Origin of the sequence: Sphingomonas sp. NPDC019816 (assembly GCF_050274375.1) — a bacterium.
Lineage (GTDB): Bacteria > Pseudomonadota > Alphaproteobacteria > Sphingomonadales > Sphingomonadaceae > Sphingomonas.
The window spans coordinates 34,630-59,526 of record NZ_JBNNOB010000001.1 but is presented as its reverse complement, the minus strand read 5'-3'; the positions used below and the strand labels follow the sequence as shown (position 1 = coordinate 59,526).

Genomic DNA, 24,897 nt, shown 5'->3' with positions numbered 1-24,897 from the left:
GGCACCGCGCGATGATCGTCCGGGATGACATCGGTCGCAAAAGGCGACAAGGGTGGCCGATGATCTCCAAGGCCCGCATCGGATGGCTGCTTCGGCGCATTGTCCGGCAAATATGGTTCCGCGCCGCGCTCATCAGCGTGATGAGCGTGGTGGTCGCGGCCTTTGCCGGCATCGTCGCGCGCCTGATCCCCTATCACTTCACCGGCGACATCGGCCAGGATGCCGTGGGCACCGTGCTGGAGATCATGGCGTCGTCCATGCTGGCGGTGACGACCTTCTCGCTGACCGCGATGGTCAGCGCCTATTCCTCCGCCACGCAGCTGGCGACGCCGCGCGCGACGCAGCTGATGATCTCCGACCGGATGTCGCAGAATGCGCTCTCCACCTTTCTGGGGGCCTTCATTTTTTCGGTGGTGGGCATCATCGGCCTGCAGACGCGCCTGTACGGCGGGCAGGGTCGGGTGCTGCTGCTGATCGCGACCATCCTGCTCGTCACGCTGGTGGTCATCACGTTGTTGCGCTGGATCGCGCATCTGGCGTCGTTCGGGCGGATGTCGGACGTGATCGACCGGGTCGAGAATGCGGCGTGCTCGGCCATGGCGGCGTTCGCGGCGGACCCCTATGGCGGCGGGCGGCCGGCCGGCCCGGTCCCGCCCGGCGCCCGCGCGCTCCCCGCCAAGTCGATCGGCTATGTCACCCATGTCGATGTGGCGCATCTGGCCGCACAGGCGCGGCAATATGACGTCGCCGTTCATGTCGGCGCGATCCCGGGCACGATGGTGCACAAGGGGCGCCCGCTGCTCCATGTGATCGGTGGCGAAGGCGAGGAATGCCTGGACGACGCGCTGGCGGCGGCTTTCTCGATCGAACGGCACCGCAGTTTCGACCATGATCCGCGATTGGGGCTGATCGCCTTGGGCGAGATCGCGGGTCGGGCCCTGTCGGCCGCGGTCAACGATCCGGGCACGGCGATCGAGGTGCTGAACGCCCTGTTGCGCAGTCTGGCCGAGCTGCCCGCGCAAGCGCCTTCGTCAGACCAGGACCTGCCGCAGGTCTATGTCCCGCGCCCCACCGTCGACGAACTGGTGCGCGCCGGCCTGTCCCCCATCCTGCGCGACGGGGCGGGGGACGAGGAGGTGGCGATCCGCACCTTCAAGACGCTGGCGGCGCTGCGCGAGACGCTGCCCCACGCGGCCGCGACGATCCGGGACTTGGAGGCCGAGCTGACGGCGAATGTCGAGCGCATGATGGCCGACGAGGCGGCGCTCGCCCGAACGTTAAAGGCCAAGCCCGACCGCGCGTGACGGCGCGGGCCGCGTCGCGGGGCGGGTGAAGGCGGGGGTCACCAGCAGATGCGGCATGGCGAGCGCCGCGATCGCCGCGAAAAGCCCGCGAACGCCGCTCGTCTCGATCCGCAGGAACAACAGGCCGACGAGCGATCCGATCAGAAGCGCGGCGATCAAGACGGGCGCGATGGCCCGCAGATAGGCGCGCTGGCTTGCGAGGGCCATGTGTCGGCGCCGCGCCTCAGTCTGCGGCAGGGCATGGAGGATCAGGAAGCCGACCGAAAATCCGACCAGCGGCGGCAGGAGCAGCAGCGCCGCCGTACCGACCGCCAGCGTTCCGTCCCGTCGGCGCCCGGCGCGAACGATCATCATGACACTCGCCACGCCACCGACGAGACGAAGCGCGGTGACGATCGCCGGCGGCGTCGTGGCCCCGGCGGCCAAATCGAGCAGCGCCGCATATTCACCCGGATGAAACAGGGCCGGCGCGGCGATCAGCCCGGTGCCGAGCGCGCAACGCTCCGGCCATGAGGTATCGGGCGCGTCCTCGGCGGCGAAATGCAGGGCCGAGGCGACCAGGAACAGCGGCAGCGCGATGGCGGGAAAGGCGGTCCACCACGCCAGGCAGATCAGCGACACGGCCGCGTAGAACAACAGGAATGCGGGTCGTCGCGCCGGGGCCACCACGCCCAAATCGCTGGCACCGTGCGCCATGCCGACGACCCCCAGCGCCAGGATCGCGAAGACCAGCTGCCCGGCGCGGGGGCCGGCGCTGGCGGCCAATGCCACCAACACCAGCGCACCCCGTCCGATCAGCGGCGCCGATCGCGTCACGCGCGCGAGTCGGAAACGCGCGACGAATGCAGCGCGGCGTCCAGATTGCCGGACGCGTAGAAGGCGTAGACGACCTTGGCGACGATATCCATGATCAGGATCGCCCAGACGGAGGCCGGATCGCCGATGATCTTCAGCCCCTCCGGCCCGATCAGGAAGATGATGGGGTACAGGAACCAGATGACGGTCAGGAAGGTGACGTTCTTCCGATAGGCGGAGGCGATCGGCTCGCCCCGTTCCACCGCCGTCGCGCGCAGCGGGCCCCAGAGCAGATAGAGCACGCCCGCAAAGGCCGCACACGACCAGAAGTACCAGACCCATTTCATTACCGGCACCGTCGCCAGCGACGAGATGAGACCAGTCGCGATCATCAGCACATCGAGCACGATGATGGCGGTCAGATAACCGCCGACCTCACCCGTGCGCCCGCGATCGTGAAACGCGGTCAGCACCAGGCCCGCCAGCAGGATGGGGGTGGTGACCGACCAGTCGGCATAGCGGGCGAGATAGACGAGCGAGCCGTCGACATGCACCAGCGTGCCGATCCCGAAGGTCATCGCCAGATACGCGGTGGCCGCGATGAAGGGTACGGTCGCGTGCAATAGCGTGTGATGCAGGGCCGGGGGCGTCTTGCTGCCCTTCGCATAGATTGCCAGCGACCCTAGCGACATGATCGTGAAGCCGATCAGGAACGCGGTCCACTCCATAAACACTTCTCCCCTTGCGGGACGACAGGAGGCCGACCCTGCCAGTTTAACAGAGGTTGGGTCGCGTTGATCCGAGATGACGAAAATGTTAGTTTCGCAGCGTCGGGGGCGATCGTCTGGATGTGGCATGCTTGATCCGGGCCGGCGGCCGTGTGGAGGCGATGTCGGATGATCGCGACCTGACGGTCCGATGGGACAGGACGGATGCGGTGATCGCGCCCCACCCTGTTTGCCGCCGGCAGGGGAAACACACCGCATTTGATGTGTTGAAGCGATCAATTGGCCAAATCCGGGATCGATAATGACCGAACACTCGACACCTTCCGATCCCCATGACCGTGACGATGTCGATCCCACCGGCCTTGCGGCGGGCCGTCAGGCGCAAGGCAAGATGGACCAGGGGGCGAACGAACCCACCGAGCGTCCCGGCCTTCACCACTGGCGCGAAAGTACCATCACCGATCCCGATCTGGACGACCGGGGTGGCGTGTTCTTCGCCGCGATCGAAATGACGCGGATGCCGATGATCCTGACGGACCCCAATCAGGACGACAATCCGATCGTCTTCGCCAACAAGGCTTTTCTGGACCTGACGGGTTACGAGGAACGCGAAATCCTGGGCCGGAACTGCCGCTTCCTCCAGGGCGCGCAGACGGATCGGGAGGCGGTGTCCGAACTCGGCCGGGCGGTCGAGGCACGGGACGCCATCGCGCTGGAGATCCTGAACTATCGACGCGACGGCACGCCCTTCTGGAACGCGGTCTTCATCGGGCCGGTATACGACAAGGCGGGCGACCTACGCTATTTCTTCGCCAGCCAGCTCGACGTGACCCGGCGCCGCAATTCCGAACAGAGCATGCGCCAGTTGCAGAAGATGGAATCGATCGGCCAGCTGACCGCAGGGCTTGCCCATGATTTCAATAACCTGCTCCAGGTGGTTAACGGCAATCTCGAACTCGCGGCGGCCAGCCGAAACCCGGAGAAGATCGGCCGCTATCTCACCGCCGCACAGTCCGCCGGCGAGCGGGGGGCCAAGCTGACCCGGCAACTGCTCGCCTTCGCCCGCAAGTCGCGCCTCGACCCCCGTACCGCCGATCTATCCGAGGTAGTGGCGAATTTCGCCGAGCTGTTGGAGAGCGCGACCGATGGCCGGGCCGTGGTGGTCCTCGATCTGGCGGCCGATCTGCCGCACGTTGCGATCGATGCGAACCAGTTGGAAATGGCGCTGCTCAACATCGTCACCAATGCGCGCGACGCGATGGACAAGGGGGGCGACATCACCGTCGTGACCCGCGCGGTCACACTGGACGGCGTCGACGAGGCGCACGATCTGCCCGCCGGCGATTATGTCGCGGTGGAGGTGATCGACGAGGGCGAGGGCATGAGCCCGCATGTCGCCGAGCGCGCGGTCGAACCGTTCTTCACCACCAAGGGGGTCAATAAGGGCACCGGCCTGGGGCTGGCGATGGCGAGCGGTTTCGCGCGACAGTCGGGCGGACGCCTGGAGATCGAAAGCGAGATGGGGGCCGGCACGACCGTCCGCCTCCTCTTTCCTACCCAGGTCGGCGCCCCCGCCAGCGCGGAGGAGCGCGCCCTGCATACGCCCGCGCAGGCCTTCGTCCAGGAGGGGTATGTCCCGCGCATCCTCGTCGTCGAGGATAATGAGGACGTGGCGAAGGTCGCATGCGAGGTGCTGGAAAATGCCGGCTACGCCATTCTGTTCGCCAGCAACGGGGACGAGGCGCTTCGGCTGTTCGACGCCACCCATCAAGACGCCCGTATCGACCTGTTGTTCACCGACCTGATGATGCCGGGCAGCCTGGACGGGCTGGCGCTGGCCGACGCCGTGGCGGAGCGCGATGCCAGCGTCTCGATCCTGCTGACCACCGGCTATAACGAGGAACTGGTCGCGAAGGATACGCCGACGCGCCGGACCGACGTGCTCAGCAAACCCTATCGCCAGCCCGACCTGCTCGACCGCGTCAGCCAGGCGCTCAATCGCCGCGGGCAGGGCGGTGAACGACGCACGCCCTCCGATTTTGGGTCGGTCGAGGCGTAACCGGGACGGCGGCGACGGCCGGCCATGATCTGGCAGGTCGGCCTGGGGGTGATGACGTCCATGGCCGCCAGGTCACACAGACACGATCAAACGCCGGGCAATTCCGTCGCTGTCGGCGCCGGGCAATCCATTCGACGAACACGGCATCCCGGTAGACCCTTGCCACCGAAATGATAGCCGATGGCAGCGAACACGTTGTCGCTTCGCCAAAAGTATCGCGAAGCACGCGCTTTTCGATGCGCTGGCGTCCTGATGTCAGGGACCCCCGTGCCCGCAACGGCAAGCCGTGCGTCCGCCATCTGACGATGCGCCGGGCGTCAGCGCCGACCCCGAACAGGTTGTCACCGGCAGCGCGCTAGACCGCGATGACATCGTATCGAATCAAAGCGAGCTCCTCCCCTTCAGGAGAGGGGTTGGGGTGGGGCATCGCCTCACACTGTCTGCCTGTGGAGGCGCCCCATCCCCGGCCCCTCCCCTGAAGGGGAGGGGTGGATTCACTTCATGTCATCCTTCTCTAAGGTTTCGATCGAGGTTGATCGCGATAGCACGTCCGGTGCGAGCGGAGCCCCATTCCCATTTTAAGCGGACTCCCGCCATTCGCCCTAAGCAAGCCGGGGTCATAACCCGGTAAATATTTTACAGCATCACAATCGAATGTTGGCTGATGCGCTACGCATGAACGCGATTAGTACCTGAGACTGGTTGGTTCGGTAGCATTCAGTATGCTTTTTACATCCCGGAGGGCGACGGATGGCACGTCGCCGATTGGGAGACAGTTTATGGCAAGCGAACCCACGCGCAGTCGGGCGGTGTTCTCGACGGAGGATTTCGGCCTGTTCAAGGAAGCCGTCGGCGCCCATCTCTGCCGGATCGCGGACGAGCCCCGGTCGGCAAAATTCTCCAACCTCTACCATCGTCTGGGCCGGCTCGGCTGATCGCCGGGCAAACGCGTCCCGAAACCCCTTGGCAATGGCCGATCCTCGCCCCCCGCGCCACCTGGCGCGGGGAAGACCGATGCGTCGTGTCCATGCCCCCTGCCTCCGAAGGACCCCGCCAATGACCTATCACGAACAGACCGCCCGAACGGCCGCGCTCATCCGCCAGCATGGCGGCACATGGGACGGGATCGACGCCGAAGCGGTGGCGCGGATGCGGCTCCAGAACCGGTTCAAGACCGGGCTGGACATCGCCCGATACACCGCCCGCATCATGCGCCGCGACATGGCGGCCTATGACGCGGATCCCGCCGCCTACACCCAGTCGCTGGGATGCTGGCACGGCTTTATCGGCCAGCAGAAGCTCATCAGCATCAAGAAGCATTTCGGCACCACCAGGGGGCGCTATCTGTATCTGTCGGGATGGATGGTCGCTGCGTTGCGGTCGGACTTCGGCCCGCTGCCCGACCAGTCGATGCATGAGAAGACCAGCGTGCCCGCGCTGATCGAGGAACTCTACACCTTCCTCAAGCAGGCCGACGCGCGGGAACTGGGCATGATGTTCCGCGATCTGGATCAGGCGCGTGAGAGCGGCAACGACATGGAGGCGCAGCGCCTGCTCCACGCCATCGACAATTACGAGACGCATGTCGTCCCGATCATCGCCGACATCGACGCGGGCTTCGGCAATGCCGAGGCGACGTATCTGCTCGCCAAGAAGATGATCGAGGCGGGCGCCTGCGCGCTTCAGATCGAGAACCAGGTCAGCGACGAGAAGCAGTGCGGGCATCAGGACGGCAAGGTGACCGTCCCGCACGAAGACTTCCTCGCGAAGGTCCGCGCCTGCCGCTATGCCTTTCTGGAACTGGGGGTCGATGACGGCATCATCGTCACGCGCACCGACTCGCTGGGCGCCGGCCTGACCAAGCAGATCGCCTATAGCAAGGCGCCGGGCGACATCGCCGACCAGTATAACGCCTTCCTCGATTGCGAGGAGATCGCCGAACTGTCGAGCCTGCGCGGCGATGTCGTCATCGAACGCGACGGCAAGCTGATGCGGCCCAAGCGCCTGGCATCCAACCTCTTCCAGTTCCGGGAGGGCACCGGAGCCGACCGCTGCGTACTCGACTGCATCACCTCGCTTCGGAACGGCGCCGACCTGCTTTGGATCGAAACCGAAAAGCCGCACATCGAACAGATCGCGGGCATGGTCGATCGCATCCGTGCGGTCGTGCCCGACGCCAAGCTGGTGTACAACAACTCGCCCAGCTTCAACTGGACGCTCAACTTCCGCCAGCAGGTCTTCGACAGTTGGACCGAGGAAGGGCGCGATCTGTCGGCCTATGACCGTGCGCGACTGATGAGCGCCGACTATGATGAGACCGAACTGGCGCAAGAGGCCGACGAGCGCATCCGCACCTTCCAGAAGGATGCCAGCGCGCGTGCCGGCATCTTCCACCACCTCATCACCCTGCCGACCTATCACACGGCGGCACTGAGCACCGACAATCTCGCCAAGGAATATTTCGGCGAGGCGGGGATGCTCGGCTATGTGAAAGGCGTGCAGCGTCAGGAGATCCGCCAGGGAATCGCGTGCGTCAAGCATCAGAATATGAGCGGCTCCGACATCGGCGACGACCACAAGGAGTATTTCGCGGGCGAGGCCGCACTGAAGGCGGGCGGCGCGCACAACACGATGAACCAGTTCGCCGCCTGAACCGCCTCGGATTTACGGCATGGGCCACGGCTATCCGCGCGATGGTCGTGGTCCATCAATGGCATCGCCATCCTCGCTATGCCGGACCTGCGCCGCAACACATGCAGGCATCGTAGTTATTGCGTGTCGGCTTGTATAACCCCGACACGCAGCGACAGGATGGGCAGAGCATTGCGGCTACCCGTCGACCGCAACAAGTCTTGCCGTGGAAACTTTGGGGGAGTGGCGATTAGGATCGCTGTGGACACATGCTCTACGAACTAAGATGATAAAGCGCCGACAAAGACCATCAAATCCGCAATTCTAACGGGCGCTGGTGCCCTAAACGGGGGGCGTTGGTTCTAGCAAAAAGCGGGCATTTTTCAGGGTTTGTGAGGAGATTTTTTCGATCGCTTCGCAAACACGCCATGTACGTGTGCGACACCCGATGTCGGGGTTGGTTATGGCCGCTTGTTAAGGTGACGCTTGCGAGAACGGCGGTGCGTTTGAGGACGAAGATCTGTGCTTCCGCGAAATGATCTTGCTTTAATTGCGGAGAACGCCTCGACTTTGGAATTCGAAGGCAACATCGTGGAGCATATAGATAAGTTAAGTGGCCTGAATGGCTAAGATGACGCGCTGCTGAGGACTTCGGCAAATGCTTGTAACGCAGACGTGCTGCTGGTTGTCACATTGAAGCGCATTTTCGACGATGGCACTCCGGGCGGGCAAAAATGCCGGCCGGGCGCCATCAGGAAGCCACGGTTCAACATTTGCCGCGAGAGGCCGCGGGTGTCGGCGCCTTCTCCGCAATCGACCCAGAGGAACATTCCTCCGACCGCTGGCGCCACGTCCAGCCTCAATCGCGTGACGTGCTGTTGCAGCGCGACCATGCTCTGCGCCAAGTTCGCGCGCACGCGCTCACATCGGCGGCGGTACAGCCCTTCGTCCAAGAAGCGATAGAAGACCCGTTCGGCGAGGAGCAGGTTGCCCAGCAAATGCGATGATCGAAAGCGGCGTAGCATGTCGACGTAGCGATCCCCGGCCACGATGTAACCGATGCCGACATCGGGTGTCAGGATGCGCGACGTGCCCCCGACATGGATCACGCGATCGAGATGGTCGAGCAGCATGAGCGGTGCGCTCAAGCGGCCGTTGCCTGGCGGTAGAAGGTCGGCATAAGCGGCATCGTCCACCAGAATCATGTCGAATTCCGCTGCGATCTCGATCAACTGGCGTGCCTTGTGCAGCGAGATGCAACTGCCGGTCGGGTTCTGGATCAGCGACGACAGCAGAAACATGACCGGCCGATGTCGCTCGCACAGCTCGCGCAGCACATGCATGTCCGGCCCATCCGCGAGGCGCGGCACGTAGAAGATCGAGGCGCCCTGGGACAGCAGCGCATTCAGATGCATGTAGGACGAGGGATTCTCGATCAACACGGGGCGCCCCGGCCGAACGAAGGCACGGACGACGATCCCGATCCCGGCGATGCACCCGGGGACGGTGAAGATCGAATCGACCGGCACATCGATGCCCTCGATCGCGAATTTCTGGCGTAAGTGTTCGCGCAAGGGGCGATAGCCCGCCAGTTCACCATAGCCGTTCGCGCGCATACCGAAGGCCGCGACGCTTTTTACCACCCGATTGAGCTCGTCGATGGCGGACGCTTCGTGGCGCAGCACGCCGCTGCCAGGCGCACAGTCGAGGGGGGGGGACGCGTAGATAAGCTGGAACGCGACACGATCGTCGGGTGGTACGGCAGCGGGGGCCGAAGGCGGCGGGGCGGCGGGCGGGGCGGAGACATAGAAGCCCGATCCGCGACGTGCGTAGATCCGTCCGCTTGCCACCAGCCTGTCATAGGCGCGCTGTACCGTATCACGGCTGACGCTATGCACGCCGGCCATGGCACGGATCGAGGGCAGCCGCTGACCTGCGATCAGCATGCCCTGTTCGATCTGCCGTTCCACCGCGTCAATCACGCGCGCCATCTGTCCGGCACCGATCGCACAATCGCGTTCGTAAAAAGTGTCCTGGTCAGCGAAGTGGGACAGGCTGGTCATTTTTTATGGCGTTGCCTGCAAGTCAGGTGCTTCGCAATCGGTAATGTTCGCCAGATGGCAAAAACGAATGCAATAATTGCTTTGATGGCCGCTACCGCGATGAATATGATCGCGACGACGCCCGCTGGTGCGTGCGAGCGGACGACGGGCCGTCCGGTTGCCGCCGCAGCCCCGGCGAACGCAGCCGCCAGCGCCATTACCGATCCGGTCACGCGCTTCACCCTGCCCAACGGCCTGAAGGTCATCGTGCAGACGAGCCGGACTGTGCCGCTGGTATCCGCAACCGTCATTTACAATGTCGGCGCCAAGGATGAGAAACCGGGCCAATATGGCTATGCCCATCTGTTCGAGCATCTGGCGATCGACGGCAGCACGCACTGGAACCAGAGCGCGCAACGCTCGCTCCTCGACCTCGGTGCCACGCGGTTCGATGCGCGGACGACGCGCGACACCACCACCTTTCTCGAAACCTTTCCGCGCGCCGCACTGGAACGAGTGTTGTTCCTGGAAGCGGACCGGATGGGCTTTATCGGCGCGGCGCTGACACCCGAGCGGGTCAAGCGTGAGGTCGGTGTGGTATTGAGCGAGAAGCGGCTACGCGCATCAAGGCCCTTCGGCACATCCGACGCGGTGATCTTCGGGGACCTGTACCCGGCCGATCACCCCTATCATCACGGCGTAGTGGGTGAGGAAGCCGATCTGAACGCGGTGACGGTCGACAAGGCGCGGCAGTGGTTCGACACCTATTACGGGCCGTCGAACGCCACGCTGATCCTGGCGGGCGACGTTACCGGAGACGAGGCGCGCACGCTGGTGACCCGTTATTTCGGAGGACTCCAGCCGCAGCCGCCCGTCGAACGGCTGGAGACCTGGGCACCAGCGCTGTCCGGCCCGATCCGGCGGCAGATGTTCGATGCGGTGAGCGACGGGCGGCTCTATGTCGATTATCCGGCACCGCCGGCCGGATCGCCCGCCATCGCAGCGCTGGATCTGACCGCGCAGATTATGGCCAATGGCGTACGTTCGCGCTTGCATCGTCGATTGATCGACGAACTGGGCATCGTCAAATCGGCCTATGTCATGTTCGATGACGGCGTCCTGTCCAGCGTCATGGGTTTCGGCTTTTCCGGCATAGCCCCCGATCAAATGGCTCGGGTGGAGGCAGAGGTGGACGCGATCATCGCGCGCTATGTCGCCGAAGGCCCGACGCCCGAGGAACTGGAGAATGCGCGAGCCGCGCGTATCAATTTCCTGCGGACCCTGCAGGAGACGACATCGGGTAAGGCGTTTCTGCTGGCGCAGGGAGCGCGTCAGAGCCAGACGTCGGATTATGCGGACCGTTATTACCAGCAATTGCTGAGCGCAACGCCGGACAGCGTCCGGCGGGCGGTGGCGGATGTCTATGGCCGTCCGGGCTATCATTTGGTCATGCTGCCCACCCCCCCGTTCAAGGCGACATCCGGTGGATATGATCTGGCCAAGGGGCCTCCACCGGTCGGGCCGATCACGCCGATCGCTTTCCCCGCCGTCCAACAAGCGCGGTTGTCGAATGGCCTGAAGATCGTACTGGTGCCGCGCCCAGGCAGCGTGTCGGACGCGATGCTGCTGCGCTTCGACCAGGGCGGCAGCGCGGGCGCCTCGCACGAAATCGCGCCGATCGTGTTCGATTTGCTGGGGGCCAAGGGCAAGACGGCGCCGCAGCAGGCGCGCGCCCAAGCGGCGGATGCGCTGAGTGGCCGGTTCAACGACAAGGTCGACCTGGATCATGCCGATCTGACCTTCAACTGGGACGCGGCGCACCTGGCACCGGGCATCGCGCTGTTCGGCCGCGCCCTGACCCAGTCGGATGTCACGCCCGAGGCGCTGGCTCAATTGAAGACAGCGCGTATCGATCGGCTGCGGGCGGAGGCGGCCAATCCGAACGCCGGAGCCCAGCGGGCGCTCTATACCGCCATCTATGGCGCGGGCCATCCTTATGCCCCGGCGGCTACGGCTGGGGATGCCATCAAGCAGGTGGAGGCGATCGACGCGGCGACGGTTCGTGTCTGGATGAATGCCCATCTGCGCCCCGACCGGGCGACGCTGTACGTCGCGGCAGATGCCGATATGGCGACGCTGAAGCCATTGCTGGAAAAGGCGCTGGGCGACTGGAAGGCAGAAGGGCCAGCCGCACCGATCGTACCGATTCCGCCGGCGCACGGCCGATCCGCACCGTCGCTGACCGTGCTGGACAAACCGGGAGCGACCCAGACCTATATCCTGGCGGGCAGGGTAATCCCGCCAGCGGATGCGCCCGGCGGCACCGATGACGCCGCGACCCAGGTCGTCAACGAAGTGTATGGCGGCAATCTGACCTCACGCATCGGCACCAACCTGCGCGGGGACAAGGGGTGGACGTACGGCATCGGATCGGGTGTGTTCGACACGCGCGGTCAGCGCCGCTGGATGATCGCCGGAACCGTCAATCGCGATCACAGCGCCGACTCTGTTGCCGAACTCGCCAAGGAGATGCGGGCACTGACGGGCGATCACCCGCCCGAACAGGGCGAGCTTGATCGCATCGTCACGACTGCGGCGAACCGCAACGCCGCGCGGCTGGAAGGCAATACCGATCTCGTGGCCGCGATGGCCGACGCGCAGTCCGAAGGCCTGCCCTATGACGATGTCGTGCGCGAACCGATGCGGCTGCGCGCGCTGACGCTGGATCAGGTGAGGCGGGCAGCGGGCGTCTATGCCGATCCCGATGCGGTCCACTGGGTGCTGGTCGGCGACTGGCAGCGGATTCGCGATCAATTCAAGGATTTGAAGCTTGGCAAGCCGGGTGTGATCGAACCGGCGCGCTGAATAAAATCACGGTCTTTCAAAACATAAGCAAGAGGAACGGGGCCGTGACGTTCGATCGTCGAACCTCAAAGGGGGGGAATCCCATGGGTAAACGTCATATCGTTGTCGCCAGCCTGCTGGCACTCGCTACCGCCGCCGCGCCCGGCACCGCCTGGGCTCAGGCGCGCACATTGTCGCAACCTTCCATGCCGCTGGCTCAGGCGCTTCAACGCATCGCCGCCGAATGGGGCGCTCCGCTCAATATCGATCCCGACGCGGTAAAGGGCATCACCGCCAAACCCGTGGTCAATGCGAGCAGCGAACGCGAGGCGGTGGCCCAGGCCACGCGTGGCCTCCCCGTCGCGGTGCAGGTCGCCGATGATGGCCTGATTTCCATCCTCAACGACGTCATCGTCGTCGCGCGCCCCAATGAGGCGGAAACCAGCGTGCTGGTGCGCGGTCCCACCAGCTCGTCGCGACTGGGCCAGTCGCTGCGCGATCAACCGCGCAACACGCAGGTGATCTCGGCCAAGCTGCTGGAAAAGCAACAGGCGGTGAACCTCACCGAAGCGCTGGCCAATGCCGGTGGCGTCGTCGTCAACACGGCGACGGTGCAGGGCGGCGTCAGCTTTTCGGTACGCGGTTTCGACTCGAACGGCGCCGTCAACGGTCTGCCCAGCGCCTCCAGTTCGTCCTTCGCCGCCGGTACGACGCTGCCGCTCGCCAATATCGAGCGGATCGAGGTGCTGAAGGGGCCCGACGCGATCCTGCTGGGCGGCGACAATCTCGGCGGCACGATCAACATCGTGACCAAGAAGCCCAATGCCGAAGAACGGCTGTACGTCACCGGCGAGACGGGATCGTTCGGGCTGGTCCGTGGCGTACTCGATGCCAATCGGGCGCTGACCGAAGACCATCGTTTGAGCGCGCGCGTCATCGCCTCTGCCGCTACCGCGGACCGGAACTTCGGGGGCTATCGGGGCAATGAGGATTATCTGTTCGCGCCGTCGATCCGCTATAAGAATTCGGTTACCGACGTCATCTTCTCGGCGACGCTCGGCAACCAATTATTTGGCGTAGTGCCCTATACCGTCATGAACACGGCCACCAAGATGCCGTTCGACGTGGCGTTCAACCGGCCGCTGATTGGTGGCAAGGATCAGGGAGTCCAGATCCAGACGACGCAGTTCAATGCCGAAGTCAGTCAGAAGGTGACGGACTGGCTATCTGTCGTCGTTCGCGGACAACACCAGATTGTCGATTTTTCGCTGAAGCAATATTCACCATTTGCGGTGTTGAACCCACAGGGCCAGATTCTCGTGTCGACCGGCGGCGCTCGCCAGCGTGCGAATACCGATGTGCTCGATTCGTTTGCACGCGTGTCGTTCAGCACTGGTGCGATCACGCACAAGATCGTCGGCGGTATGACCATCGTCGACTCGGATGTCGACAAGGTATTTGCAAACGACGGTCGAATGCTCCCGTACAATATCTTCAACCCGACGGGAACGCTGCCGCCGCTGGCGAGAAATTTCAACTCGTCTTCCGTACAGGATTCGAAGCTGTACGGTTATTACGGCCAGTATCTGATCGGCCTGGGGCCGATCCACCTGATGGCGGCCGTTCGAAACAACAGGCGGGAACTGTCATCCAAAGTCACAGGACGTCCAGCCTCCTTCACGAAGAACAACGCCACCACACCCAGTTATGGCGCGGTCGTCGACATCACCGACAAATTGTCGGTCTTCGGCTCGCTCGCTTACGGATTTCAGCCGACAACGGCACTCGACCGGTTCGGTGCACGCTTGCCTGACATCCGCACGCGCAATGCCGAAACGGGGGTGAAATGGGACCTGTTCGACAAGCGCGTCCTGCTGAACGCATCGTGGTTCAGCATCCGCCAAAGCAACCTGCTGGATCGCGACCCCGCTGCGGCGCAGTTCCAGATCGCGCTCCCCGGACAGCTGGGGCAGGGCATCGACATCAACGTCACCGGCAACCCGCTGCGTGGCTTGACGGTCACCGCCGCTTTCACGCGGACGAACTATAGGTACCTCCAGCCGACGCGGAGCCTGGGCAACACCGTGAACGGCCAGCCGCGCGACGTCTATAACCTCTATGCCGCCTATGAGCGCAAGGTGGCCGATGATGTGAAGCTGGGGATCGGCGCCGGCGTGTCCGGGCGATCCAGTTCGGCCATCGATCGCCTGAACGTCTATCGTATTCCCGGGTCGGCTCAGGCGCTGCTAAACGGTTCCGCCTCGATCGGCGCGTTCGACGTCACCATCGGCGTGCGCAACCTCTTCGACGCGATGGCCTATAATCCCACTCGGGCGATCAACTACATCCCACTCGTCGAGCCGCGCACCTGGCGTTTAACCGTCGGCTATCGCTTCTTCTGATCGACAGGAACCTTATCCCATGATGCCGCAACCCAGCCAAAGCGGGGAGGTCCGTCGCGAGACGGGCCTCGCCCCACCCCAGTCGACGCGCGCGCGGTGGCGTGACGCCTGGCGGCTGGTGAGCGGTTACTGGACGTCGCCGGACTGGAAATTTGCGTGGTTCGCGCTGATTATGCTGTTCGTCTTCCAGTTCGGCACGGCCTTCATCCTGCTGCGCGCCAATCGCTGGCAGCGGCAGTTCTTCGACGTGGTCGAGGCGCGTGACGGCAGCCAGCTCGGTCGGCTGATGATCGTCTTCATCGGCATCCTGGCGTTCCAGGTCGCTCTCATTCTCATCGAGAACCTGATCGACGGGCTGTTGTCGATCCGCTGGCGCACCTATCTGACGCGCGACTATCTCGACCGTTGGATGAGCCGCAACCGCTATGCCGAGATCGAGCGGCTGCGCATCATCGACAATCCCGACCAGCGTATCGCCGACGACCTGAACGCCATCACCGCAGCCCTGGGCATGTCGGTCGGCGTACTGCACATCGCCATGCGGGTGATCGGATCGATCGTCACCGGCGTCACCTTTGCGATGGTCCTGCTGGAAACCGCGCCGCCGATCCGTTTCTCGCTGGCGGGCCAGGCCGTTTCGATACCGGGCAGCACCGTCTGGTACGCGGTCGCCTATGCGCTCGTCGGGTCCTACCTGATCACCAAGATCGGCCAGCCGTTCGTCCGCGCGATGATGCGTCAGCAGCACCGCGAGGCCGATTTCCGCGCCGGGCTGATCCATGTCCGGCGCAACGCGGCACAGATCGGCCTAGCGGGCGCGGTGGGCACCGAGCGACAGGCGCTGGAAGAGTCGTTCGACGCGGTACGGCTGAACTTCCGGTCGGTGATCTACAGCTCGCTGGGCATCACGGCGGCGGGCAGTGTCTATGACCGCATGGGGACGGTGCTGCCGCTGTTCATCATGGTGCCGACCTATTTCGCGGGGGGCATGACCTTCGGACAGTTGATGGCCGGGCAACAGGCGTTCGGGCAACTGGGTCAGCAGCTCGGCTATTTCATCAAAAGCTATCAGCTGATCGGCCAGCAGATCAGCTATTTCAATCGTATCAAGGGACTGGACGACGCGATCGACGATGCCCGTCCGGTCGGTATTGCCGTGGGGGCGGGTACCGCGCCCGGCATCGTCCTGGCGACGCACGACCTGGCGCTGCACCGCCCGCATGGCGAAGCGCTGGTCGAGGTCGGCGACTGGCAGGTCGGCGCGCGTGAGCGGTGGGCGCTGCGCGGCGCGTCGGGTGCGGGCAAGTCGACCCTGGTCCGGGCGCTGGCTGGCCTGTGGCCCGATGGCAGGGGGCGCGTCGCGATGGCGAACGATAGCCGCGCGATGTTCGTGCCGCAGCGGCTCTACCTGCCCATGGGCACGCTGAAGGCGGCCGTCTGCTTCCCCGACCGGGCCGAGGCGCATGACGACGCCACCATCGTCGCGCTGCTCGAACAGGTGCGCCTGGGGCATCTGGCGGGAGACATTCATGGACTGCGGCTGTGGCAGGAGGAGCTGTCACCCGGCGAGCAGCAACGCATCGCGCTGGCTCGCATCCTGCTCCACCGCCCGACGCTGCTGGTGTTGGACGAGGCGACCAGCGCGCTGGATGCCGACAACGCCCGCCACTTCTACGACTCGGTGCGCCGGGACCTGCCCGATGCGACGATCATCAGCGTCGTTCACGACGAGACCTTGCTGGTCCACCACACGCACACACTGACCTTCACCGACGGTCGCGCGCATCCCGCCGGCCTGAACGACGGGGCGGGGCGCGGCTGACCGCGCCTGCCATACAAAGGACGAGAACGAATATGGCTGGCAAGGTAATCGACGTCACCGGCGCGGACTTCGCCGAGGTGACGGGGCAGAGCGGCTTGACGCTGTTCGACCTTTGGTCGCCGACCTGTGCGCCGTGCCGCATGCTGGCGCCGGTGCTCGACGATCTCGCAGTCGACTTCACCGGGGAAGTGCGGATCTGCAAGGCGGACGTCAGTGCGGACGTGGCGCTGGGCGAACGCTTCGCGGCGCGCGCGCTGCCGACCCTGGCGCTGTATCGCGACGGCCGGGAGGTCGACCGGATCGTCGGCACACGATCGCGCGCGCAGCTGAGCAATTGGCTCGAGAGCCATTTGTGAGCGAGGCACCTGCAGGCGCATTCCGGGGTGATCCGGCGATCAAGGAGGACCTTCTCGCTCGTCTGCACCATCATGCGAAGAACGGCACCCTGATGTTCGGGGCGACCCATTGGGACGGGCGGGGCGGAAGTCCCCTCGGCGTCTCGATACAAGGCGACGATCGGGCCGAATATGCGGAACGCTTCGGCTATCCGCTGGCGCTTGCCGGTTTGCTGGACCCCCTGATGGCGCTCGCTGCCACCGACGCGGCGGTCGGGCATAGCCTGCGATGGGTGTCCTGTGTCGAACCGGGAGCCGATCTGTCGTCCGTGCTTATCCGGATCGTCGACGGTTTGCTGAGGGAAATGGGCGTCGATCGACTGGCCGCGCCTTATCATTCCGCCTTGCTTGACCTTTACCGCCGGGAAGCGAGCAGCGATCCGCCCGGTCGCCGTGGCTGGTCCGAGTTGCGTGCCGCCATTGAGCGGAGCGAAGCGGCGGAGGAGCCTGGCAGCGACGCGCGAGCGGCGCTTGCGGCCTGTGCGACGGCCTGCTGGCCGCTGCGCACCAGTATGTCGGTGCTCTCGACTTTGGTCGCGGCCTGGGTTCAGGACGCGACCCGTACATCCGACCCGGCCTTCTCCGACACCGTGCAGGCACAGGCCCATGCGATGCTGGATGAGATCCGCCGCGAAACCCAGGCGCAGCGCGATGCCGGGGAGGTCGTGGACATCCCGGCGCTGTTCCGATCCCGCGCACCGGATCTGGCGGCGGCGTTCGAAGCACGGCTGAAGCAGAGCAACGCGCGCTACGCCGAACGGGCGCGCAGTGCGCCCGGCTTCGTGCTCGACCTGATCGCGGCGCACGCCGCCTGATCCGCGTATGACTTTCCCGAGGATTTGACATGACCCATGCTCTTGCGGACGCGACCAAGCTGCCGCCCTTCGACGCTATAACTCCCGCTGCGATCGGTCCCGCACTCGACGGCATTATCGCCGAGCAGGACAGGACTGTCAGGGACATCACAGCCGCCGCGTCGCCGACGTTTGCCGATGCGTGGTTGCCGCTGGAGCGCCGTCAGGTTGCGATCTCGGCTTTGTGGTCGGCGGTGTCGCATCTGAAAGCGGTGGCGGACACGCCCGCGCTGCGCCAGGCTCATGCCGAGGGGCAGGCGAAGCTTACCGCCGCCCATCTGCGCGTACGACAGGATCCGAACCTGTATGATCTCTTCGTGAAATTGAGGGCGGGGGAGGGATTCGCGGCACTGCCGCAGGCCGATCGCGTCGCTATTGCGTACGCCGTGCGCGACGCCACCTTGGCGGGCGTCGCACTGGCCCCCGATGCGCAACGGCGCTTCGCCGACATCTCGATGGAATTGTCGGCCTTGGGGAACGCCTTTGCCAGCGCGGTGCTCGACGCGACCGACGCCTGGAGCGAGCATATCACCGACGAACGGCAGCTCGCTGGCGTGTCGGACGTCGACAAGACGATGTTCGCCGCCACGGCGCGTGGGCGCGGGCTGGAGGGCTGGCTCGTCACGCTGCAGCAGCCGAGCGTCGCCGCCATCCTGACCTTCGCCGAGGATCGCGAACTGCGCGAGCGGGTCTACACGGCCTATGGCACCCGTGCCTCCGAACAGGGACCTGATGCGGGCCGGTTCGACAATAGCGAGCGGATCGATCGCATCGTCGCGCTGCGTCGCGAAGGCGCGGTCCTGCTCGGCTTTTCCGATCCGGTCGCCTGGTCGCTGGCGACCAAGATGGCGCCGGATGCGGACACGGTGCTGGACTTCCTGCGCGATCTCGCGCGTCGGGCTCGCCCGTTCGCGGAGCGGGAACTGGCGACGTTGCGGGATTTCGCCGCGTCTGAGCTGGGCTTGAACGAGCTGGAACCATGGGACCTCGGCTTCGCGTCCGAGCGACTGCGCGCGCAAAGCCATGCTGTCGACGAGGCGGAGGTTCGCGGCTATTTCCCGGTCGATCAGGTCATCGCCGGTTGGCACGCGCTGATCGAGCGCCTGTACGGCATCCGCTTCGTGCCCCGCGCCGATGTGGCGCTGCCCCATCCCGATAGCTGCTATTTCGATGCGGTCGATGCGACAGGCCAGGTGTTCGGCGGCGTCTATGTCGACCTGCATGCTCGCGCGGGAAAACAGGGCGGCGCCTGGGTGGGGAGCGCCCGGCCGCGCCTCAACGACGGTACGCTTCGCCAGACCCGGTCGCCTATCTCACCTGCAATTTCGCACCGAAAAGCGATGGCGGCGAAGCGTTATTGTCGCACCGTCAGGTCGTCACGCTCCTCCACGAAACGGGGCATTGCCTGCACCATCTGTTCACCGAGGTCGATCGGCCCAGCATCGCAGGGATGGCGGGCACGGAATGGGATGCGATCGAACTGCCCAGCCAGCTGATGGAGGATTTCGCCTGGGACCGCGAGGTGCTGACCGGCATGTCGCGGCATCATGTCACCGGTGCGCCGTTGCCGCCTGCGCTGTTCGAGCGATTGATCGCGGCGCGGCATTTCCAGGCGGGGCTGGCGCTGCTGCGTCAGATCGAATTCGCGATGTTCGACCTGCTGCTCCACCTGGGTACGCTGGGCGACGATCCGATGACCGTGATGGCGGCGGTGCGGAGTGAAATCGCAGTCGTCCGGCCCCCTTCCTGGCATCGCTTTCCGCATGGCTTCCTCCACATCTTCTCGGGCGGCTATGCCTCGGGCTATTACAGCTATTTGTGGGCGGAAGTGCTGGCCGCCGACGGGTTCGAGCGGTTTGTGGAGGCGGGCGTCGTCGACCGCGCCACCGGCGAGGCGTTCCGTGCCGAGGTGCTGTCGCGCGGCGCAACACGGCCAGCGGCGGAGAATTTCCGCGCATTTCGCCGCCGGGATGCCGATCTCACGCCGCTGCTCGTCCGGCGGGGGCTGGTCTGATGCCGGCGGATCGCGCATGGCGCGCGGAGGCGGTGCGCCGGATCGAGGCGGACTATAACCGGTCCGCCGATACCCATCTCGTTCGCCTCGAACTGCCGCGTTATTCCGGCATCACCTTTTACCTGAAGGATGAAAGCAGTCATCCGACCGGCAGTCTGAAGCACCGGCTGGCGCGATCCCTATTCCTGTACGCGCTGTGCAACGGCTGGATCGGCCCGACCACCTGCGTTATCGAGGCATCGTCGGGATCGACCGCCGTCAGCGAGGCGCATTTCGCGCGCATGCTCGGCCTTCGCTTCATCGCGGTCGTGCCAGCCACGACGGCGGCGCCCAAGCTGGATGCCATTCGTTTCCACGGGGGCGAGATCCACGCCGTGGACGATCCTCGCACCGTCTATGCCGTCGCGCAGCGGCTCGCCGAGGAGACCGGCGGCCATTATCTCGACCAGTTCACCAATGCCGAACGTGCGACCGACTGGCGCGGCAACAACAATATCGCCGAGTCGATTTTCGCGCAGATGGCCCACGAGGAACATCCGGTGCCAAGCTGGATCGTCTGCGGCGCGGGCACCGGCGGCACATCGGCCACGATCGGGCGCTATCTGCGCTATCAGCGCCATGCAACGCAGCTGTGCGTGGCGGACCCCGTGCACTCGGTGTTTCACCGCCATTTCGCGGATCGCACGGTGACGGCGCTGCCTGAAGGGTGCGCCAGCCTGATCGAGGGAATCGGCCGACCCCGGTTGGAGCCGAGCTTCGTACCCTCCGTCATAGACCGTATGATCGCGGTGGGGGACGCGGATTCCATCGGTGCGATGCGCGCCCTGTCGGCACGGCTCGGACGCCCGGTTGGCGGATCGACGGGGACGAACTTCGTTGCATGTCTGGCCCTGGCGCGCGAGATGATGGAAACGGGAGTGACAGGCAGTATCGTCATGCTGCTATGCGACGGCGGTGAGCGGTACAGCTGCACCTACTATGACGATAACTGGCTCGCCCGACATGGCATCGATCTTCCGCAATCCATGCAGCGGTTCGAACAATGTTTGGCGGTGCAGACATGACGTTTTCGGGGACTCGCTGCACATTGGTGGTCGCCCCCATGGGAACCGCCTGTCGGCGTTCGGAAGGCGGCGCGGCGACGTGTTCGTCGAGGGGGGCGCTATCGAGGTTGGTCCGGGACAATATGACGCATGGCGTCACCCGGCAGAGATAGCGTTGAACGCGCGGTCTACGCCCACCACGTTCGGGCATTGCTCCGGCGTCAACAGCAGGACGGTCGCGACGCGATCGGTGCAACGCTATTCCGGGCCCGCTTCCGCGTGCAGGAGATAGCCCAGTCGATGGATCCAGCGACGCGAGGGTGTAAATCCGTCGTGGCGTTTAAAGCCTAGGCGGCGGCTGGAGTCCGGCACTGCTTCAAGCTTTGTCTTTCGGTCGCGGAAGATTTGGAGGTCACTCCGTTCCGGCGGGCTGCCGAAGTCGTAGCATGAAAGGGGGGCATAATTGGTTAGGCCGTGGACGTGCCGGAAAGCATCAAATTCCAGCGACGCCAGCTTCTGAGGCCATGCCTTACAGTTGCTGGTCGCTGACGCCGCCAAAAAAGGCTTCGACCATGGATCGCGCCGGAACTGTTGACTAGCAAGGCCGCGCCGCGCTGCCGCAAGCTTCTGGTCGTAAACTAAAGCGTGCGGGTGGTAGCGCTGGCGAGCTTTCTTCCGGTTCGCGCGTAACACGCCGTCGAAGAACGGCCGAAGCGCTGCGAGAATGACCCGACGAAAATAGAAAATGCCAGTATGAGGATCTTTGAAAGGAGCAGCCATGCGGACCACTTTTGCACGCATCCTTTTTGCGCAAGGGTAGGTGTCGATGGTGGTTTGGCGCAGATCTGATGACGCCGGGCGGCTGGCGACTGCCGATCCTTCCGACCGATTTACCGTCGATGGCCGGGACGAGGCGATAGTGTGCGGCGCACTGAATTTTCAGGGACCGCGTGGAGGTGCGCCTTGCGACTTCGTTCGTGGCAAACACTCCAGGGCGCCGAGGTAGGCCGTCCGATCATAAAAAAAGTGGCCCGGCGATTGCGCCGGGCCAGTTGGGGAAACGATCGATCAGAAGCTGGCGCGAACGCCGAAGTTGAAGCGTGTGCCAAAATTCTGGATATTCTTCACGCGCTCTTCCAGAACGGAATAGTCGAAGGTGTAAGCGTTGGTTAGGTTGACGCCCTGGACATAGACCTGGAATTGCGGGGTGATGTCATAGGAAGCGCTGAAGTCCAGCTGCCCATAAGCGCGACGATTCTCGGGCTGGCCGTAATCGCTGAAGCAGGTCCGCAGGAAGGACGAGCGCCAATTGTACGAAGCACGGGCCTGAATGCCGTACTTCTGGTAGAACAGGCTGCCGTTCACCGTGTGCGGCGACAGGCCGTTATAGCCGCAGCTGCTGTTGGTGTTGGCTGCACGCTTGGCCGTATCGCTGACATAGGTGTAGTTGCCCGCGACACCGAACCCGCCGAAGAAGCCAGAGCTGATCCGGTCGGCCGTCAACTGCGCGCCCACCTCGACACCGGCGACCGACCCGGTCGCGCCGTTGCGGGTGCGCGTATCCTGGAAGGTGTACTGGCCGATCTGCACCGGCAGGGTCTGCTGTTCGAGGAAGTCCGAGAAGTCCTTGTAGAAGCCCGCGACGCTCAGATAGCTGATGTCCGAGATGTAGAATTCATAGGACAGGTCGTAATTGGTCGACTTGAACGGACGCAGCGCCGGATTGCCGCCACCCGATACCGCGGCGGTGATACGGCCGTTGTAGAAGTTGTTGACGCCCAGATCGGTCAGGGTGGGGCGGGTGATCGTCTGCGAGAACGCACCGCGCAGGACCATGCGATCGTTCAGATTATATTTGACGTTCGCGGACGGCAGGAAGTTGCGATAGTGGTTGCGCACGTTGACCGCGGCCGCCGCACCGAGCGGGATGTTCAGGTTGTCGTCGCCGGGATTGACGAAGATGCCCAGGATCGGCTGCGCGAAACCGCTCGAAACCACCGAGGTGTCGGTCACGCGGAAGCCGACATTACCCGACCAGCTCGGTCCGCCAACGCCGATGTTGAGATATCCGGCCCAGACCTTTTCGACCACGTCGAGCAGCTGCGTGGGACGATTCCGAAGCCCGAACGGTCCACCCGGCAGCGCCAGTTGCTGGGCCGCGACCGCCGCCTGTTCCGCTGCGGTACGTCCTTGACGCGGTAGCGCCAGCACCGACGGCTGCGACAGATAGGCAAGGACCGCCGCCGGATCGAAGGTCAGGAAATTGACCGGCGCCTTGTCGCTGCCCGAGATCTTGGGGAGGTAGTTGGTCAGCGTGTAGGGCGACAACAGACTGGTCGGGATCGGGATGTCATAGCCGCAATAGGTGCAGACCGTGTCCGAATTGTCGGCCGTCGTCTGGGTCTTGTGACGCTGGTTATACGCCATACCGAACAGGATCGACTTGACCGGGCCGTCATCATCGTTGCGATAATCGCCGTCGAAGTGGAACTCGCTGCCCTGGTCGCGAACGCGACCTTCGCTGACCGAGCTATAGTGCGCCCGCATCAGCGACGGGTCGGTGATGTTGCCCAGGTTGCTCAGTACCGGGATGGTGACACCCGGCAGCAGGTCGTAACGCGGCGCGGTCTGCGCCAGCGAGCCGACCACGATGAAGGCGTTGGGCGTGCGGTTCTTGGCCTTCGTGGTCGAGGCGTCGAACTTGAGGTCCAGATTGTCGGTGACGCTCCATTTCAGGTTGCTGCCGATCTGATAGCTGTCGCTGAAGCGGTTGCTATAGGTCGAGGCATTGTCGTTCTGCGACACGGTGACGCGCTGATCGGCCAGCGACGGATCCGTCAGCCCCGGGTTCGCCGCTAGGAATTGCTGGCCCGGCCGGTTGAAGCCGTTCACGGTCCCGTTGGCATTGGTGGTCAGGCCGATGAAGCGCGGCGTGAAGAAGGCGCCGAAATAGCGGCCGTTGCTGGTCACGTCGAATTTCGAATAGATGCCGTCGACGGTCAGCAGCAGGCGGTCGGTCAGCTTGGCCTGGAAGGTCGAGGTGACGTTCAGGCGCTCGCGACTGTCGTTATAATGATAGAAGGTCGTGTCGCGCGGCGTGAAGATGTTGGCGGCGCTGTTGCCCAGGCTGGCGGCGGTCAGTCCGGTCGAATTGGCGTTGCCGTTGATCACGCCTTCCTGCCCCGGCAGCCAGCCATGGATGGCGAACTGGTCGAACGCGCTGTAGCGCTTGGTATAGGACGCCGCGACGACCAGGCCGATCGTCTTGTCCTTGTTGGTGAAGGACGCGGTGCCCGAGAAGTCGGGGCTCGTCTTCTTGGCCATCGTGTCATACATGCCGCCAGCCGACACGGTGACGTGCGCACCAGCCTTGCCGTCCAGCGGCTTGGCGGTGATGATGTTGACCGTCGCGCCGATGCCGCCTTCCTGCAGCTGCGGCACGGTGCTCTTGTAGATCTCGGTGCGCTGGATCATGTTCGGCGAGAGCACGTCGAACGAGAATTCGCGGCCCGGATTGTCGGTCGCCATGACGCGGCCGTTGATCAACACGGTATTGAACTGCGGACCCAGGCCGCGAACGGTGATGAACTGGCCTTCGCCGCCGTTACGGTCGATCGCGACACCGGTCACCCGCTGCAGCGAGTCGGCGATGTTGACGTCGGGGAACTTGCCCACGTCTTCCGCCGACACGGCATCGACGATCATCGTCGCGTTACGCTTGATCGCTTCGGAGGACCTCAGGCTGGCGCGGATGCCGGTGACGACGATGTCGCCCGTGCTGGGGGCGCCCGCGGTGGCGTCCTCGGCGGGCTGCACGTCTGTGGTCTGCTGAACGGCGGCGGTCGGTGTGGTTTGCGCGACGACGCTGCCGGGCAAAGCGATGCTGGCAACGGCGCACAGCCAATAAGCCTTTTTCATATCCCCTCCTCTTGTAACCGCGATCGATTCGATCATCAGTCTGGGG

The 24,897-nt window shown here is 64.5% G+C and carries 16 protein-coding genes and 1 pseudogene; 12 read left to right on the top strand and 5 right to left on the bottom strand.

Annotated elements, in window-relative coordinates; all coding sequences use genetic code 11:
• Positions 1-59: 59 nt before the first annotated feature.
• The gene (locus tag ACQKJZ_RS00245; RefSeq protein ID WP_427729545.1) at positions 60-1,304 is read left to right on the top strand and encodes a DUF2254 domain-containing protein; all 1,245 of its coding nucleotides are present in this window, start codon (positions 60-62) and stop codon (positions 1,302-1,304) included.
• Here the strand turns inward: ACQKJZ_RS00245 and ACQKJZ_RS00240 are convergent.
• Both ACQKJZ_RS00240 and ACQKJZ_RS00235 read right to left on the bottom strand, forming a co-directional pair.
• Positions 1,278-2,120 carry a beta-carotene 15,15'-dioxygenase, Brp/Blh family gene (locus tag ACQKJZ_RS00240; RefSeq protein ID WP_427729544.1) on the bottom strand — a complete coding sequence of 281 codons (843 nt, stop codon included), beginning with the start codon at positions 2,118-2,120 and terminating at the stop codon, positions 1,278-1,280. The genes ACQKJZ_RS00245 and ACQKJZ_RS00240 overlap by 27 nt on opposite strands.
• A complete protein-coding gene (locus tag ACQKJZ_RS00235; protein ID WP_427729543.1) occupies positions 2,117-2,827 on the bottom strand; it encodes a bacteriorhodopsin in 711 nt (236 codons plus the stop codon). The genes ACQKJZ_RS00240 and ACQKJZ_RS00235 overlap by 4 nt, the downstream gene beginning before the upstream one ends.
• 301 nt (positions 2,828-3,128) lie before the next feature.
• On the opposite strand from ACQKJZ_RS00235, the gene ACQKJZ_RS00230 reads away from it, so the two are divergent.
• The 3 genes from ACQKJZ_RS00230 (at position 3,129) to ACQKJZ_RS00220 (ending at position 7,538) form a co-directional block, all read left to right on the top strand.
• Positions 3,129-4,886, top strand: a complete 1,758-nt coding sequence (locus tag ACQKJZ_RS00230; protein ID WP_427729542.1) for a PAS domain-containing protein — start codon at positions 3,129-3,131, stop codon at positions 4,884-4,886.
• 779 nt (positions 4,887-5,665) lie between these two features.
• A complete protein-coding gene (locus ACQKJZ_RS00225; RefSeq protein WP_427729541.1) occupies positions 5,666-5,821 on the top strand; it encodes a hypothetical protein in 156 nt (51 codons plus the stop codon).
• A 121-nt stretch (positions 5,822-5,942) separates the two neighbouring features.
• Entirely contained in the window at positions 5,943-7,538 is a 1,596-nt protein-coding gene (locus ACQKJZ_RS00220; RefSeq protein WP_427729540.1) for an isocitrate lyase, read from the top strand.
• Positions 7,539-8,143: 605 nt separating this feature from the next.
• Here ACQKJZ_RS00220 and ACQKJZ_RS00215 read toward each other — a convergent pair.
• Positions 8,144-9,580 carry a PLP-dependent aminotransferase family protein gene (locus ACQKJZ_RS00215; protein WP_427729539.1) on the bottom strand — a complete coding sequence of 479 codons (1,437 nt, stop codon included), beginning with the start codon at positions 9,578-9,580 and terminating at the stop codon, positions 8,144-8,146.
• Positions 9,581-9,679: 99 nt separating this feature from the next.
• On the opposite strand from ACQKJZ_RS00215, the gene ACQKJZ_RS00210 reads away from it, so the two are divergent.
• From ACQKJZ_RS00210 to ACQKJZ_RS00175, 8 genes and pseudogenes are all read left to right on the top strand, one after another.
• Positions 9,680-12,424, top strand: a complete 2,745-nt coding sequence (locus ACQKJZ_RS00210) for a M16 family metallopeptidase (protein ID WP_427729538.1) — start codon at positions 9,680-9,682, stop codon at positions 12,422-12,424.
• A gap of 83 nt (positions 12,425-12,507) precedes the next feature.
• Positions 12,508-14,805, top strand: coding sequence for a TonB-dependent siderophore receptor (locus tag ACQKJZ_RS00205; protein WP_427729537.1), 2,298 nt, complete (start codon positions 12,508-12,510; stop codon positions 14,803-14,805).
• A gap of 19 nt (positions 14,806-14,824) precedes the next feature.
• Positions 14,825-16,627, top strand: a complete 1,803-nt coding sequence (locus tag ACQKJZ_RS00200) for an ABC transporter ATP-binding protein/permease (RefSeq protein ID WP_427729536.1) — start codon at positions 14,825-14,827, stop codon at positions 16,625-16,627.
• A 32-nt stretch (positions 16,628-16,659) separates the two neighbouring features.
• On the top strand, positions 16,660-16,983 hold the full coding sequence (locus tag ACQKJZ_RS00195) for a thioredoxin family protein (RefSeq protein WP_427729535.1): 324 nt from the start codon (positions 16,660-16,662) through the stop codon (positions 16,981-16,983).
• Positions 16,980-17,837, top strand: a complete 858-nt coding sequence (locus ACQKJZ_RS00190) for a hypothetical protein (protein ID WP_427729534.1) — start codon at positions 16,980-16,982, stop codon at positions 17,835-17,837. Before ACQKJZ_RS00195 ends, ACQKJZ_RS00190 begins: the two co-directional genes overlap by 4 nt.
• 29 nt (positions 17,838-17,866) lie before the next feature.
• Positions 17,867-19,105 (top strand): annotated as a pseudogene (locus tag ACQKJZ_RS00185) (M3 family metallopeptidase); the annotation flags it as partial.
• Positions 19,106-19,233: 128 nt separating this feature from the next.
• Positions 19,234-19,890: a M3 family metallopeptidase gene (locus tag ACQKJZ_RS00180; protein WP_427729533.1), complete on the top strand. Its 657-nt coding sequence runs from the start codon at positions 19,234-19,236 to the stop codon at positions 19,888-19,890.
• Positions 19,890-20,954, top strand: a complete 1,065-nt coding sequence (locus tag ACQKJZ_RS00175; protein WP_427729532.1) for a PLP-dependent cysteine synthase family protein — start codon at positions 19,890-19,892, stop codon at positions 20,952-20,954. Before ACQKJZ_RS00180 ends, ACQKJZ_RS00175 begins: the two co-directional genes overlap by 1 nt.
• Positions 20,955-21,191: 237 nt before the next feature.
• On the opposite strand, the gene ACQKJZ_RS00170 is transcribed toward ACQKJZ_RS00175, so the two are convergent.
• Positions 21,192-21,722 (bottom strand): hypothetical protein, encoded by a 531-nt coding sequence (locus ACQKJZ_RS00170; protein ID WP_427729531.1) that lies wholly within the window; start codon positions 21,720-21,722, stop codon positions 21,192-21,194.
• 279 nt (positions 21,723-22,001) lie between these two features.
• Positions 22,002-24,851 (bottom strand): TonB-dependent receptor, encoded by a 2,850-nt coding sequence (locus ACQKJZ_RS00165; protein ID WP_427729530.1) that lies wholly within the window; start codon positions 24,849-24,851, stop codon positions 22,002-22,004.
• Positions 24,852-24,897: the final 46 nt, after the last annotated feature.

What these genes read in the sequence shown, in the direction of transcription:
- ACQKJZ_RS00245 (WP_427729545.1), top strand. Translation starts at nt 60, where the DNA reads ATGATCTCCAAGGCCCGCATCGGATGGCTGCTTCGGCGCATTGTCCGG.
- ACQKJZ_RS00235 (WP_427729543.1), bottom strand. Translation starts at nt 2,827, where the DNA reads ATGGAGTGGACCGCGTTCCTGATCGGCTTCACGATCATGTCGCTAGGG.
- ACQKJZ_RS00230 (WP_427729542.1), top strand. Translation starts at nt 3,129, where the DNA reads ATGACCGAACACTCGACACCTTCCGATCCCCATGACCGTGACGATGTC.
- ACQKJZ_RS00225 (WP_427729541.1), top strand. Translation starts at nt 5,666, where the DNA reads ATGGCAAGCGAACCCACGCGCAGTCGGGCGGTGTTCTCGACGGAGGAT.
- ACQKJZ_RS00220 (WP_427729540.1), top strand. Translation starts at nt 5,943, where the DNA reads ATGACCTATCACGAACAGACCGCCCGAACGGCCGCGCTCATCCGCCAG.
- ACQKJZ_RS00215 (WP_427729539.1), bottom strand. Translation starts at nt 9,580, where the DNA reads ATGACCAGCCTGTCCCACTTCGCTGACCAGGACACTTTTTACGAACGC.
- ACQKJZ_RS00210 (WP_427729538.1), top strand. Translation starts at nt 9,680, where the DNA reads ATGAATATGATCGCGACGACGCCCGCTGGTGCGTGCGAGCGGACGACG.
- ACQKJZ_RS00205 (WP_427729537.1), top strand. Translation starts at nt 12,508, where the DNA reads ATGGGTAAACGTCATATCGTTGTCGCCAGCCTGCTGGCACTCGCTACC.
- ACQKJZ_RS00200 (WP_427729536.1), top strand. Translation starts at nt 14,825, where the DNA reads ATGATGCCGCAACCCAGCCAAAGCGGGGAGGTCCGTCGCGAGACGGGC.
- ACQKJZ_RS00195 (WP_427729535.1), top strand. Translation starts at nt 16,660, where the DNA reads ATGGCTGGCAAGGTAATCGACGTCACCGGCGCGGACTTCGCCGAGGTG.
- ACQKJZ_RS00175 (WP_427729532.1), top strand. Translation starts at nt 19,890, where the DNA reads ATGCCGGCGGATCGCGCATGGCGCGCGGAGGCGGTGCGCCGGATCGAG.
- ACQKJZ_RS00165 (WP_427729530.1), bottom strand. Translation starts at nt 24,851, where the DNA reads ATGAAAAAGGCTTATTGGCTGTGCGCCGTTGCCAGCATCGCTTTGCCC.